The 15,119-nt window shown below is 56.8% G+C and carries 11 protein-coding genes; 1 reads left to right on the top strand and 10 read right to left on the bottom strand.

Annotated elements, in window-relative coordinates; genetic code table 11:
• Nucleotides 1-122: 122 nt before the first annotated feature.
• From phoB to UF64_RS14025, 6 genes are all read right to left on the bottom strand, one after another.
• Nucleotides 123-821, bottom strand: coding sequence for a phosphate regulon transcriptional regulator PhoB (gene phoB, locus UF64_RS14000; protein WP_033067877.1), 699 nt, complete (start codon nt 819-821; stop codon nt 123-125).
• A 17-nt stretch (nt 822-838) separates the two neighbouring features.
• Nucleotides 839-1,561, bottom strand: a complete 723-nt coding sequence (gene phoU / locus UF64_RS14005; protein WP_044829241.1) for a phosphate signaling complex protein PhoU — start codon at nt 1,559-1,561, stop codon at nt 839-841.
• Nucleotides 1,562-1,582: 21 nt separating this feature from the next.
• The gene (gene pstB / locus UF64_RS14010) at nt 1,583-2,386 is read right to left on the bottom strand and encodes a phosphate ABC transporter ATP-binding protein PstB (protein ID WP_082049784.1); all 804 of its coding nucleotides are present in this window, start codon (nt 2,384-2,386) and stop codon (nt 1,583-1,585) included.
• Between the two features lies 1 nt (nt 2,387).
• Nucleotides 2,388-3,737 (bottom strand): phosphate ABC transporter permease PstA, encoded by a 1,350-nt coding sequence (gene pstA, locus UF64_RS14015; protein WP_044829242.1) that lies wholly within the window; start codon nt 3,735-3,737, stop codon nt 2,388-2,390.
• Entirely contained in the window at nt 3,730-5,109 is a 1,380-nt protein-coding gene (pstC, locus tag UF64_RS14020) for a phosphate ABC transporter permease subunit PstC (protein WP_044829243.1), read from the bottom strand. Before pstC ends, pstA begins: the two co-directional genes overlap by 8 nt.
• Before the next feature lie 135 nt (nt 5,110-5,244).
• On the bottom strand, nt 5,245-6,279 hold the full coding sequence (locus UF64_RS14025; protein ID WP_044829244.1) for a PstS family phosphate ABC transporter substrate-binding protein: 1,035 nt from the start codon (nt 6,277-6,279) through the stop codon (nt 5,245-5,247).
• Nucleotides 6,280-6,962: 683 nt separating this feature from the next.
• Between UF64_RS14025 and UF64_RS14030 the strand changes: the two genes are divergently transcribed.
• Nucleotides 6,963-7,262, top strand: a complete 300-nt coding sequence (locus UF64_RS14030; protein ID WP_044829245.1) for a hypothetical protein — start codon at nt 6,963-6,965, stop codon at nt 7,260-7,262.
• 107 nt (nt 7,263-7,369) lie between these two features.
• On the opposite strand, the gene glcF is transcribed toward UF64_RS14030, so the two are convergent.
• The 4 genes from glcF to UF64_RS14050 all read right to left on the bottom strand — a co-directional run bounded on the left by glcF (nt 7,370) and on the right by UF64_RS14050 (nt 15,025).
• Entirely contained in the window at nt 7,370-8,695 is a 1,326-nt protein-coding gene (glcF, locus tag UF64_RS14035) for a glycolate oxidase subunit GlcF (RefSeq protein ID WP_044829246.1), read from the bottom strand.
• A complete protein-coding gene (gene glcE / locus UF64_RS14040; protein WP_235285073.1) occupies nt 8,695-9,951 on the bottom strand; it encodes a glycolate oxidase subunit GlcE in 1,257 nt (418 codons plus the stop codon). Before glcE ends, glcF begins: the two co-directional genes overlap by 1 nt.
• Nucleotides 9,952-10,054: 103 nt before the next feature.
• Nucleotides 10,055-11,539, bottom strand: a complete 1,485-nt coding sequence (locus UF64_RS14045; RefSeq protein WP_044829248.1) for an FAD-linked oxidase C-terminal domain-containing protein — start codon at nt 11,537-11,539, stop codon at nt 10,055-10,057.
• Between the two features lie 15 nt (nt 11,540-11,554).
• Nucleotides 11,555-15,025, bottom strand: coding sequence for a pyruvate carboxylase (locus UF64_RS14050; protein WP_044829249.1), 3,471 nt, complete (start codon nt 15,023-15,025; stop codon nt 11,555-11,557).
• Nucleotides 15,026-15,119: the final 94 nt, after the last annotated feature.

A 15,119-nucleotide genomic window follows, 5' to 3' on the forward strand; every position in this document is an offset into this window, starting at 1 on the left:
CCGCATATCCGCACAAATCCGGGAGACCGGGACGATTATGTGAATGAGTTTGGACCCGAAACAAAAACCCCCGCAGCAGCGCGCCGCGGGGGTTTTTCATGAGATCGCGTGTCGAAAACGGCTTAGGCAGCGGTTTCTGAGTCCAGCGCATAGCCAGCCGCACGGACGGTACGGATAATATCGCGGGTCCCCTTGACGTCATTGAGCGCCTTGCGCAGGCGACGGATATGGACGTCAACGGTGCGGGTTTCGACATAGATATTCGGGCCCCAGACCGCGTTAAGCAATTGTTCGCGCGAGAAAACACGCCCCGGATGCTCAAGGAAATAGCGCAGCAGACGGAATTCTGTCGGGCCAAGATGGATGGCCTTGCCATTGCGGCTGACACGGTGAGCGGCGAGATCCATTTCGATATCGGAATAGATTAACTGCCCTTGTGGTTGCGCCGGACCGGATCGGCGGAGAAGTGCGCGGATACGTGCCAGCAGCTCGCCAATTGCGAACGGCTTGGTGACATAGTCATCAGCACCGGTATCAAGACCACGGATACGGTCGCCTTCTTCGCCGCGTGCGGTAACCATGATCACCGGCAAATCGCGGCTTTCAGGCTTGCGACGGATCTGACGGCAGACTTCGATGCCCGACATCACCGGCAGCATCCAGTCGAGCAAAACAAGATCGACATGGGTTTCTGCCATGATTTTCAACGCTTCGTCACCGTCTCCGGCTTCGACAACCTGCATCCCCTCACGTTCGAGGTTGTAGCGCAACATGGTTACGATTGCAGCCTCGTCCTCGACGATAAGAACCGTTGGATCCATCTTCCTATGCTCCAGTGTCACTCATTTGGTTCGACAACAGCGAAGTTCGCTGCGTCGTTTTTTGGCCGTTCAATGCCCGGCAGGTCTTCGCCCTTGATCCGGTAATAGATCGTTTCAGCGATGTTGGTGGCGTGGTCACCGATACGTTCGATGTTCTTGGCAATGAACAGCAAATGGGTCGACGCGGTGATGTTGCGCGGATCTTCCATCATGTAGGTCAGCAATTCGCGGAACAGCGAATTGTACATGTCATCCACTTCCTGATCGCGTTCCCAGACACGGTGGGCCTTGTCGGCATCGCTTTCGATATAGGCGTCCAGGACATCCTTGATGATTTCCTGGGCCAGCTTGGCCATGTTCGGGATCGCCTGAACCGGGCGGATCGGCGGGATCTGGTTCAGGACCTGTGCGCGTTTGGCGATGTTTTTCGCAAGATCACCGATACGTTCGAGATCGTTTGACAGCTTAAGGGCCGTTACGACCTGACGCAGGTCATCTGCCATCGGTTGACGCAGTGCCAGCAGACGCACGGCAAAGTCCTGGACTTCCTGTTCGAGAACGTCGATGCGCTGATCAGACAGGATGACTTTTTCGGCCAGCTCGGAATCGCGTTTGACGATGGAGCGGATCGAGGAAATAAGCTGGCTTTCGGCAAGCCCGCCCATTTGCGAGATGATGTTGTTCAGACGGGTCAGTTCCTCGTCGAACGAACTTACGATATGGGTATGTTCTTCAACCATTTATGCGTACTCCTGGCTCACTTAACCGAAGCGGCCGGTAATGTAACCCTTGGTGCGTTCGTCCTTCGGGTTGGTAAAGATTTGATCGGTTTCGCCGACTTCGACCAGCTTGCCGAGATGGAAGAACGCGGTGCGCTGTGACACACGGGCAGCCTGCTGCATGGAGTGGGTCACGATCACGATCGTGTAGTTCGAGCGCAGCTCGTCGATCAGTTCCTCGACCTTGGCGGTCGCGATCGGGTCCAGTGCCGAGCACGGCTCATCCATCAGGATGACTTCCGGGCTGACAGCGACCGCACGCGCGATGCAAAGGCGCTGCTGCTGACCACCGGAAAGACCGGTTGCCGGCGACTGCAGGCGATCTTTGACTTCTTTGAGAAGACCGGCGCGTTCGAGCGAGGTCATGACGATTTCGTCAAGCTCGTCACGCGAATTGACCAGACCATGAATGCGCGGGCCATAGGCCACGTTGTCATAGATCGATTTCGGGAACGGGTTCGGTTTCTGGAACACCATGCCGATGCGCGCGCGCAGCTGAACCACGTCGATGCGCTTGTCATAGATGTCGCGGCCATCAAGGGTGACTTCGCCTTTGATGGTGACACCGTCAATGGTGTCATTCATGCGGTTAAGGCAGCGCAGGAAGGTGGATTTACCACAGCCCGACGGGCCAATCAGCGCGGTGACCTGCTTTTCGGCGATATCAAGGTCGACCTCATAAAGGGCCTGATTGTCGCTATAGAAAAGATCAAGGTTACGCGCGGTCATTTTCGGATTTTCGACCGACGGCTTTGCCGCCATTGCGCTCTGGGATACAGCAGCCATTTTACCACTTCCGTTCAAATTTTTTGCGCAGATACACAGCCAGTCCATTCATCAGGACAAGGAATGCCAGCAACACCATAATCGCTGCCGAGGTTTTCTCGACAAAGGCACGTTCCGGGCTGTCCGCCCACAGATAGATCTGGACCGGCAGAACCGTTGCCGGGTCAAGTGCCCCGCCCGGGATATCGACAATAAAGGCCACCATACCGATCATCAGAAGCGGTGCGGTTTCACCCAGCGCCTGCGCCATGCCAATGATCGTACCCGTCAGGATGCCCGGCATCGCAAGCGGCAGAACATGATGGGTCACGGTCTGAACCGGGGATGCACCAAGGCCAAGGGCGGCCTGACGGATCGACGGCGGCACTGCCTTGATCGCAGCGCGCGAGGCAATGATGATGGTCGGCAGGGTCATCAGGGCCAGCGTCAAACCACCGACAACCGGGGCCGAACGCGGCAAGTGCATGACATTGAGATAGACCTCAAGACCCAGCAGACCAAAGACGATGGACGGCACAGCAGCCAAGTTGTTGATGTTGACTTCAACAATCTGGGTGAAGCGGTTCTTGGGAGCGAACTCTTCCAAGTACACAGCCGCCAGAACACCAATCGGGAAGGACAGGGCCAAGGTCACAAGCAGGGTATAGAACGAGCCAACCGCAGCGCCCCAGATGCCAGCCAGTTCCGGCTCGCGGGAGTCACCACTGGTGAAGAAGCGGGTGTGGAACTGTTTTTCCACCGCGCCGGCTTCGACCAGTTCGTTATACCAGCTGACTTCCTGATCATTGAGACGACGGTCGCCCTCAGCAACGGTCGGATCGATATAGCCTTTATTGAGCATATCGAAATCATCGCCCGAGATCAGCCAGATGGTGCGCGTCTGCCCGATCAGGCTTGGATTTTCGAGAACCCGTTCACGCAGATCATAAGACGCCCCGCCCGACACGATGCCATAAAGGTCACGCTTGTCACTGCGCGAGGTCACGTCCGGGAAGCGATCACGCAGGGACTGCTTGATCAGACCATCAAAGTTCGCACGGCCAATAACCGCCGGGTCACCAGTCCCGTCCGGATCAATCACCGCCGGATCGAAATGCACTTCGAGCTGAACATAGGTCTGGTAAAAGGCGCTGTAGCCTTTCGAGCCGATCGAGGTTGCCAGCATGCAAAGCGCCAGAAGCGCGATACCGATCGCAACCAGGCCATACATTTTAAAGCGGCGTTCGGCGGCGTAACGTTTCTTGATGTTACGGGCGATTTTCGGGCTGTCCCAGTCAACCGGCTTACGCAGATTGTCAGAGATCACTTTGGCCGCAGCTCTGTCTTCCATAAGAGATGCCATATCAGTCATATTTCTCGCGATACTTCTGAACAACCTTAAGGGCAAATACGTTCAAGCCCAAGGTGACAAGGAAAAGAACCAGCCCCAACGCGAAGGCCGAGAGGGTTTTGGCACTGTCAAACTCCTGATCGCCGACCAGAAGGGTGACAATCTGCACCGTGACGGTTGTTACAGCCTGAAGCGGGTTTGCCGTCATGTTCGCAGCAAGACCAGCCGCCATCACAACAATCATGGTTTCACCAATCGCACGCGACACCGCGAGCAACACCGCCCCGACGATGCCCGGAAGAGCTGCCGGGAAGATCACGTTGCGGATGGTTTCCGATTTGGTGGCACCCAGGCCGTATGAACCATCGCGCAAGGATTTCGGCACCTGCGACATGACGTCATCAGAAAGTGAAGACACAAACGGAATGATCATGATGCCCATGACCAGACCCGCCGCCAGCGCACTTTCAGAACTGACATCAAGACCGAGAATCGCGCCATTATCACGCAGGAACGGTGCGACGGTCAGGGCAGCAAAGAAGCCGTAAACAACCGTGGGGACACCCGCCAGAATTTCCAGTGCCGGTTTGGCAATCGCACGGAATTTCGGGGAGGCATATTCGCCCATATAGACCGCCGAGAACAAACCGATCGGCACCGCAACGCACATGGCAATCAGGGTAATCAGCAGCGTACCGACAAAAAGCGGGATCGCGCCAAAGGCACCCTCGGATGCGACCTGATCGGCGCGGATCGCGGTTTGCGGGCTCCATTCCAGACCAAACAGGAATTCGAGCGGGTTGATCTTGGTAAAGAAGTGCAGCGCTTCGAACAGAAGCGAGAAGACGATACCGACCGTGGAGAGGATCGCAATCGCCGAGCAGGCAATCATCACATAGCGCGCAATGCGTTCGATATTATTCCGCGCCCGCATGTCGGCTGTGATCTTACGATAGGAAAGCGACAGGCCAAGGACCGCGCCGCTCAGCATCACAACGACCAGTGCTGCGCTGGCAATCGTCTGGATGTTGGCAAGACGGCGACCGGCATCAACAATTTCCGGTTCGACCGACAGGTGCTGGCCGTTGCCCGCCGCGATCAGTGAAATCGAGTTCAGCGCAAGCGACAGACGGCCGGAGTCTTCAAGAATTTCCTGCGGCAGGTCGGATACGATCAGGGCTTCGATGACCGAACCCTGGAACATGTACCAGATCAAAAGCAGCGCGAGTGCGGGAAGTCCACACCATGCTGCTGTGTAAGCCCCGTAGTGAACCGGCAAGGAATGAAGATTGCTGTGTCGGCCGCCCGAGAGCGCTACGGCCCGCTGGCGTCCAAAATAAAAGGACAGCGCACAAAGTGCGGCAACCGCGAGCAACAGGAAAGACAGGGACATTATGTTAGATCCGTTCGCCAGATGAGCCTGCAGAAGTCAGTTCGTGAGGCCAATAGGACAGAAACAATAAACAAATCAAGTCGAGAAACAAAGAAACCGGTGGCAGCCGTAGCCGCCACCGGTTGAAAGATCGCGTTACATGCTCAGCGGCGAAAGGTTGGTCGCTGCGTTGCGAACGGCTTCACGCTCAGCTGCATCCATCGGGATGAGGCCACGGTCAGCAAGGTAACCTTCTTCACCAAATGCTTTTTCAGCGGTGAATTCAGCAAGATATTCCTTGATGCCCGGGATGGTGCCAACGTGCGCGTTCTTCACGTAGAAGTACAGCGAACGGGAAACCGGGTAATCGCCAGCAGAGATTGCTTCGAAGGTCGGAGCAACGCCACCGATGAGCGAGCCCTGAAGCTTGTCACCGTTCTGGTCAAGGAAGGAGAAGCCGAAGATGCCGAGTGCATCGTGGTTAGCTTCGAGTTTCTGAACGATCAGGTTGTCGTTCTCGCCAGCTTCAACATAGCCACCGTCTTCACGAACGCCAGCGCAGACAGCTTTGAACTGGTCTTTGTTGGTTTCTTCAAGAGCGGCGATAACCGGGAACTCTTCGCAAGCTTCTTCGAGTACCAGCTCGGTGAAGGCATCACGGGTACCGGAGGTCGGCGGCGGGCCGAGAACTTCGATTTTAACGTCCGGCAGGCTCGGATCGATTTCTGCCCAGGTGCTGTACGGGTTGTCGATCAGCGACTTGCCGTCTTTGGACGGAACGGTTTTAGCAAGAGCAAGGAAGATCTGCTCTTTGGTCAGGTCCAGCTGCGGCGCAGCGTTGGAGTTCGACAGAACGATACCGTCGTAACCAACTTTAACTTCGGTAACTTCCGAAATGCCGTTTTCAGCGCATTTCTCAACTTCGGACTTCTTGATGCGACGCGAAGCGTTGGTGATGTCCGGATGCTGTTCGCCAACACCGGCGCAGAACAGCTTCAGACCACCGCCAGAACCGGTAGATTCGATAACCGGCGTTTTGAAAGAGGTGGTTTTACCGAATTCTTCTGCAACTGCGGTTGCAAACGGGAAGACGGTGGACGAACCAACGATACGAATCTGGTCGCGTGCTTCGGCAGCGCCAGCAACGGCAACGCTCATCAGCGCCGCAACAGCAAGAGTCTTCTTCATCATAAATTCCCCAATGGTTGTTCCACTTCGGAACGGTGCAACGATCTGCGAGGCGGACTCTACCGCTGGGTGCTTACGGTATTGTGTCGCTTTTGTTAACGTTATGTGACAACGTATCAGGGGAGTAAAAAACGCGGTTTCGTGCACGTAAAATCAATGACTTAGCGGATTTCCATGCGCGTCTGAAAAGGATGTATTTTCGTTTCAACACGCCATTTACCGGTCATTTACGACAGACTGTAACAATAACTGTCACATTTGCCGGATCCAGCGTATCCGCAGCCAGCCCATCGCGACCGGCTTAGCCAATTGGCGATAATTGCCACCTAGGCCTTTACATGGCTCCCATTACACGCAACTGTTGCTTGGGGTCTAAACTCATTCACATGACCGGCCCGGCAACTGATATGAGAGAAAAAGCTAGGAAAAGCCCGCAGAGCGGGGTGATCCCCGGTCAAGGGATTTGACGCAGAGGCTTTCTCTCATATCAGTTGTCCTTCGGATCACCCGGATTTGCACGGGCTACTTTGTCGCAAAACCTTGAAAGATATAAATCTTCCTGTGGTTTCGCTCCGCATATCCGCACAAATCCGGGAGACCGGGACGATTATGTGAATGAGTTTAGACCCCAGAGGGATTATAAAACGCCGCGCCTAATTCACGCGCAGGCACAACAGGAGCAAGATATGAGCAACGCCTCACTCGACGAGATTCAGGAACTGATTCAGAAGCTGTCTGGCGAACTGGGCGATATGTCCGAAGCAGCATCGCGTCATATTGATGACCTTCATGTCGCCGTGAACAACGTGGCATCCCACGTTCTGGCAATTGAAGCGGTTCTGACCCAGGTCGCACAGAAAGTCGATGTCGATGAGGCCGCAGCCGTTCAGTGGATTCGCGACAAGACCGCGGCCTATGCTGAAGACAGCAGCGAAAGCTCGGCTGCTGAGGGCATTGTTAAAAGCCTGCTCGGCAACGAAGAATAATAAGCCGCCATCTGGCGCACCATCCGAGCCCGGATGGTCAGATACAAAAAGGACGGCAAGGATTTCCCTGCCGTCCTTTTCTTTTGGCTGTTTGAAACGATGGTGACCTAGCCCGCCAGTTCGGTCGCCTCGAACCGGTTGCGCAGTTTTTCGGGCACCGGGCCACCAGCAGCCCAATCAAGCAGCTGCACGGTATGAATGACCTTAAGGTCATCGGTTTCGATCTGCACCATGCAGCCGATATTGCCCGTGGCGACCAGATCAGGCTGGGTCGCGCGGATATTGCCGCGTTTGCGTTCCTGAAGTTGGCCGGCGATTTCCGGCTGAAGCAGGTTATAGACCCCGGCCGAACCACAGCACAGATGACCTTCGGCGATTTCGGCGACATCAAAGCCGGCCTGCTTGAGAAGGTCACGCGGCGGTCGGGTGATCTTCTGGCCGTGCTGCATCGAGCACGCCGAATGATAGGCGACACGGGGATTCCCGTGGGTCGCCCCGGCAAAGACCCCACCATCAATATCAAGGCCTGCCAGATATTCGGTAATATCCTTGGCAAGACCGGATACCGTTGCCGCCTTGTCGGCATAGGCCGGATCATGGCGCAGCATATGGCCGTAATCCTTGATCGTCGTGCCACAGCCAGACGCGGTAATGACGATGGCATCAAGCCCCTCGCCCGCGAGTTCAGCGGTCCAGGCGTCAATATTGCCCTTGGCCTGGGCATGCGATTGTTCTTCCTTGCCCATGTGATGAACAAGCGACCCGCAACAGCCAGCCCCCTTGGCAACCACGACCTCGATCCCGAGGCGGGTGAGTAGACGAACCGTCGATTCGTTGATTTCGGTTTCAAGCACCTGCTGGGCACAACCGATCAGGATGGCAACGCGGCCTTTGCGTTCGCCAATCGCCGGGATCACCTGTGGTTTGTCGACCCAGCTTGGCGGATGCATAGGACGTGCGCCCATCTTGACCATGCCCTTGAGCCGGCCGGGCATCAGACGCGCAAAGGGTGCGGCAAATTTCGCGCCGATCAGCGACATCCGGAACAGGGTCGGATTGGGCACGACAATCGACAGCAGCTTGCGCAGCAGACGATCGCCAAGCGGGCGTTCATAGTTTTCTTCGATATGGGCGCGCGCATTGTCGATCAGGTGCATGTAATCGACACCGGACGGACAGGTGCTGGTGCAAGATAGACAGGACAGGCAGCGATCAAGGTGTTTGACCACCTTTTCAGTTGCCGGTTTGTCATTTTCCAGCATGTCCTTGATCAGATAGATGCGGCCACGCGGGCTATCGAGTTCATCGCCCAGTGTCACAAAGGTCGGACAGGTCGCGGTACAAAAGCCGCAATGCACGCATTTGCGCAGGATCTGTTCGCTTTCGGCAATCGCCGGGTTTTGAAGCTGCTCTGCTGTGAAGTTGGTTTGCATTATGCGCCCTCCCCGTTCTGAGAGATGGGAGCAATCCGCCCCGGATTGAGAATGCCATGCGGATCGAGGTTTTCCTTAATCTTGGCATTGATGCGCGCAAGGGCCGGGTTTTCCGGATGGAAGACCGGGGTGATTTTACGCAACTCACCTGTTGCCCGCACCAGCACGGCCTGCCCGCCCGCCGCAGCGGCGATATCGCGGATGGCATCCACCGTTGCCGCAGGGATGTCCGATCCGGGCACCTGCAACCAGATCAGGCCACCGGCCCAATCCATCATGGCCCGTCCGCCAGCCTTTTCGATCAGCTGGGCACAGATATCGCCCCCGCTTGCCGGGGGGACCGAAACGCGCCAAAGCGTGCTGTCACTGTTGTCAGCAGCCGCAAACGGGGCGACATCAGCGACCACCTTCCAGATGCTGTGGCTGTGACTTTCCGGGACTTCGTGACATTCGCCGAAATCGGCCAGCGCGCGACAAAGAGCGTCAGCCCGCCATGCGACAGAAGGTTGCGGGCCTTCGATGCGCAGTACCACAAGGCCACTGCCATATTCACCAGCCAGCGGCACATCCAGATGAGGGGCGTCTTCGGGTGCGATCCATGCAGCGGCCGAGACTTCGTTTTCGCTGCGCATCGCCAATGTCATCGCCTTGCCCGCCGCGCGCGGGTCGCTGCAGGCGACAATCACGGTGGCGGATGTTTCGTCATTTGGCATGACCTTGAGCGTCACGGTATGCATGACACCAAGGGTGCCAAACGCACCTGCCATCAGTTTCGAGAGATCAAAACCGGTCACGTTTTTCATCACCCGGCCACCGGATTTGAAATCCTCCGCCCGGCCAGAAACCGCTTCAAACCCCAGAAGATGATCGCGGGCAGCCCCGACCTTGATGCGGCGTGGTCCGGCAATATTGCACGCAACAAGCCCGCCGATGGTTCCGGCATCCGGGCCATTTGAAGCGTCCAGAAGACCCGGGAAATTGCCCGGTTCGAAATGGAATTGCTGATTTTTCTCGGCCAGGGCCGCCTTGATTTCGGCAAGCGGCGTTCCGGCGCGCGCGGATATCACCAGTTCTTCGGGCTGATAAAACAGGATGCCCGACAGTTTGGAGCAATCCAGCACCGCATTGGTCTGAACATTGTGGCCATAGGCACGTTTGCTGCCCGATCCGATGATTTCAAGCGGGGTCTCTGATCCAAGCGCCCAACCGACTGCATCGCGCAGCTGGTCCGGCGTGGTGGGGGAAAGTACGTCCACGATAACTCTCTTTTCCTCTCCTGAGCCTGATCAACCGGATTTGCGGGAGCCGATTGGCAGGCCTTTTGTTTTGTCTTCTTTGGTCTTGTCTTGGTGCGCAATCCTAGAAGCGCGGGATATCCGGGAACTTGTCGGCCACCGCCTTGGCATGCAGGGTTTTAAGTTCCCCACAGCCATGCAAGGTCGGGAATACCTTGCCGGGGTTCAGCAGCTGGTCCTCGTCAAAGGCCATCTTGATGCGTTCCTGATGCTTCATGTCATCAGTTGTGAACATCTCGCCCATCAGGTCGCGCTTTTCGACACCGATGCCATGTTCACCCGACAGAACCCCGCCGACCGCGACACAGAGTTTCAGGATGTCAGCGCCGAATGCCTCGGCCTTTTCAAGGTCACCCGGTTTGTTGGCATCAAACATGATCAGCGGGTGCAAGTTACCGTCACCTGCGTGGAAGACGTTGGCGACACCCAGACCGTGCTGTTTCGAGAGGTTCTGCATACCGGTGAGCACTTCGGACAGGCGACCACGCGGGATGGTGCCATCCATGCACATGTAATCGGGTGAAATACGGCCAATCGCCGGGAAGGCGTTTTTGCGACCCGACCAGAACAGCAGGCGTTCTTCCTCGTTCTCGGAGATGCGGGAATAGACCGCACCACAATCCTTGGCGATCTTGCCAACCCGGTCGATCAGGTAATCGACTTCGACCTGCGGGCCGTCGAGTTCGACGAGAAGCAGGGCCTCGACATCAAGCGGGTAGCCAGCCTGAACGAATTCCTCGGTCGCCTTGATCGCCGGGGCATCCATCATTTCAAGCCCGCCCGGAATGATCCCGGCAGCGATGATGGCCGCAACGCAATTGCCGCCTTCTTCGGATGAATTAAAGCCCAGCAACAATGCGCGTGCAGTTTCGGGTTTGCGCAGGATACGCACCGTCACCTCGGTCACAATACCAAGAAGCCCTTCGGAGCCGGTAATGATGCCCAGCAAATCATAGCCCGCCTGATCAAGGCCCTTGCCACCAATGCGCAGGATTTCGCCTTCGATGGTGACCATCTCAACGCCGAGCACATTGTTGGTGGTAAGACCGTATTTCAGGCAATGCACCCCGCCGGAGTTTTCAGCGATATTGCCGCCAATCGAACAGGCAATCTGGCTTGAGGGATCGGGGGCGTAATAGAAACCTTCGTGTTCGACCGCGCGCGTGATGCCAAGGTTGGTGACACCGGGCTGCACGACGGCTGCCCGGTTGTCCCAATCGATGTCGAGCACGCGATTGAATTTCATCATACTAATCGTGATCGCGTCTGCCATCGGTAATGCACCACCGGACAAACCGGTGCCTGCACCGCGCGGAACGACACGGATTTTATGGGTATGACAATATTTCAGGATGTCTGCGACCTGTTGTGTGTTTTCAGGCAGCACAACAATCATCGGCAGTTGGCGGTATGCCATCAGCCCGTCGCATTCATAGGGCCTGAGCTGATCATCATCGACAATAACCCCGCCCGGTGACGGGATGATGTCCCGCATGGCCGCGATAATGTCCTTGCGACGTGCAAGGGTGTTCTGATCAGGCTCAGGCATCCTAAGCATCGGTGGTTACTCCTCCAATTCGACTAGCAAATCCTTGCTGTCGACCTGTGTACCGGCCGGGGCGTGGATTTTGGCCACGGTCCCGTCCCGTTCCGCGTGAACCGCGGTTTCCATTTTCATCGCTTCGAGCGAGCACATGACATCGCCCGCCTTGATCTTCTGGCCTTCGGAGACATGCACCTCGACCACGAGACCCGGCATCGGGGCTGCGATATGCAGCTTGTTGCCGTCTTCGGCCTTTGGTTTTGCCTTGCCCGAACCGGCCAGCGTTTTATCGGCGACCTTGACGGTACGGGGCTGACCGTTGAGTTCGAAGAACACGGTGCGGTTGCCTTCCTCGTCGCCGGCTTCTGATGTGGTCAGATAGCGGATAACAAGGGTTTTGCCCTTTTCAAGATCGACCGAGATTTCCTGATTCTGGTTCATCCCGTAGAAGAAGACCGGGGTTGGCAGAACCGAAACGTCGGCGTTGTGGCTGCGGTGTTCGGCGTAATCAAGGAACACCTTGGGATACATCACATAGGATGCAACCTCGGCATCGGTGATGTTGCTGCGATGGGTCTTCTTTTCGATTTCCTTGCGGGTGGCTTCGAAATCAATCGGCGGCAGCGATTTGCCCGGACGATCCGTTAGCGCCTCACCACCTTTCAGCACCTTGCGCTGCAGGGCGGGCGGGAAGCCGCCAACCGGTTGACCGATTTCACCCCGGAAGAAGGAAATGACGCTGTCGGGGAAGGTGATGTCCTTTTTGGGATCAAGAACGTCTTCCTCGGACAAACCGGATGTCACCATCATCAGCGCCATGTCGCCAACAACCTTGGAGCTTGGCGTCACCTTGACGACATCGCCAAACATGCGGTTGACCGCAGCATAGGCCTTGGAGACTTCGGGCCAGCGATCCTCGATCCCCAGTGCACGGGCCTGCTGACGCAGGTTGGTGTATTGGCCGCCCGGCATTTCATGGACATAAACGTCCGACGTGCCGCTGCGGATGTCGCTTTCGAAACCGGCATAGTAACGGCGGATCTGTTCCCAATAGGTCGAGACTTCCTTGAGCGCCTCGGTCTTGAGGCCCGGATCGCGCGGCTGGCCGATATAGTTATTGGCGATCGAACCCAGGTTTGGCTGCGATGTCAGACCCGACATCGAATCCATCGCCGCATCGACCGCATCAACCCCGGCATCGATTGCGGCAATCACGGTTGCGGCTGAAATGCCGCTGGTGTCATGAGTGTGGAAGTGGATCGGGATATTGACCGTGTCCTTAAGGGCGGTGACAAGTTCACGCGCAGCCGCCGGACGCAGGACACCCGCCATATCCTTGAGACCGAGAATATGGGCACCGGAGGATTCAAGTTCGCGGGCCATATTCACATAGTAATCAAGGTTATATTTCGGGCGTTTGGTGTCGTAGATATCGCCGGTGTAACAGATGGTCGCTTCGCAGAGTTTGTCGGTTTTCAAAACCGATTCCATCGCGACCTTCATGTTTTCAACCCAGTTGAGGCTATCAAACACGCGGAAGACATCCATGCCGTGTTCAGCCGCCTGCTTTACGAAGTAATCCACGGCATTGTCGGGATAGTTCGTATAGCCAACCGCGTTGGATGCGCGCAGCAGCATTTGTGTCAGGATGTTTGGCACGCGTTCGCGCAGCTTGACCAGACGATCCCACGGGTCTTCTTTCAGGAAGCGCATGGCAACGTCAAAGGTCGCCCCGCCCCAGCATTCAATCGAAAACAGTTCCGGCAGACCATGCGCGTAATAGGGCGCAATTTCGAGCATGTCATAAGTCCGCATGCGGGTTGCCAGAAGCGACTGATGGGCATCACGCATGGTGGTGTCGGTCATCAGGACGCGTTCCTGATCCTTCATCCAGCGCGAGAAACCTTCAGGGCCGAGTTGATCAAGCTTCTGCTTCGTACCCGGGCGGATTTCGCCAAGATCGATTGATTTTGGCATGACCGGGTCGTGCAGATTGGTCGGCACCACGCGGCCTTCGACTTCCGGGTTGCCATTGACCGCGACTTCACCGATGAAGCGTAGCAAACGGGTCGCACGGTCCCGACGGCGCACGAATTTGAACAGGTCGGGCGTTTCGTCAATGAAGCGGGTGGTGTATTCACCAGCCCGGAATTTCGGGTGATTGATCAGGTTTTCAAGGAAGGCCAGGTTGGTCGCAACCCCGCGAATACGGAATTCGCGCAGCGCACGGTCCATACGGTCCACGGCCTCGCGCGGGGTGCTGCCCCATGCGGTGACCTTTTCAAGCATGCTGTCATAGAACGGTGTGATCACCGCCCCGGAATAGGCCGTGCCGCCATCCAGACGAATGCCAAAACCGTTGGCCCCGCGGTAAACCTTGATGATCCCGTAATCGGGGACAAAGTTGTTTTCCGGGTTTTCGGTGGTGATACGGCATTGAAGCGCGTGGTCGCGCAGCTTGATCTTTTCCTGCCAGGGGATCCCGGTTTCGGACGGGAAACCGATGCGCCCGCCCTGGGCGATCAGGATCTGTGCCTTGACCAGGTCAAAGCCGGTGACGCATTCGGTGACGGTGTGTTCGACCTGAATGCGCGGGTTGACCTCGATGAAGTAGAATTTGGACGTGTCGACATCCATGAGGAATTCGACCGTGCCGGCATTGACGTAATTGGCGGCCTTACCCAGACGAATGGCCGCGTCACAGATTTCCTTGCGCTGGTCATCATTCAGGTACGGGGCCGGGGCGCGTTCGACGACCTTCTGGTTGCGGCGCTGAACGGAACAGTCACGCTCATAAAGATGCACAAGGGTGCCGTGGGTGTCGCCCAGCAGCTGTACCTCGACATGGCGGGCACGGCGGATCAGCTTTTCAAAGTAGACCTCGCCATTGCCAAAGGCGGCTTCGGCTTCGCGGCGTGCGGCCAGAACTTGCCCTGCCAGATCCTTGCCATTTTCAATGACGCGCATGCCACGGCCACCGCCGCCCCAGCTTGCTTTGAGCATCAGGGGATAGCCGATATCCTCGGCAATGCGGGTGACTTCGGCCATGTCTTCGGGAAGCGCACTTGAGGCCGGCATGACCGGCACGCCGGCACTTTCGGCCAGATTGCGTGCCGATACCTTGTTGCCCAAGGTGCGCATGACTTCGGAGTCCGGGCCGATAAACTGAATGCCGGCTTCGGCACAGGCGTCGGCAAAGTCGGGATTTTCCGACAGGAAGCCATAGCCCGGATGGATGGCATCGACATCGGCATCGCGCGCAACGCGCAGGATGTCCTCGATATCAAGATAGGCGCGAATGGGTTTGTTGCCCTTACCCACCGTATAGCTTTCATCAGCCTTGAAACGGTGAAGGGCGAAACGGTCCTCGTCAGAGAAGATCGCGACTGTGCGAATGCCAAGTTCGTTGGCGGCTCGCAAAACACGAATCGCAATCTCGCCACGGTTGGCGACCAGAAGTTTACGGATACGCTTTGGTGCTGAACGCGTCATGGACACCGGGCTCCTACCACATTTTCCTGGCAGGAACGTGCCTGTGCGCGCCTGCCAAAACCTAGTGAAACGCCACGATATGGTCCTTGAATGC

Source organism: Thalassospira sp. HJ (genome assembly GCF_000948415.1).
Lineage (GTDB): Bacteria > Pseudomonadota > Alphaproteobacteria > Rhodospirillales > Thalassospiraceae > Thalassospira.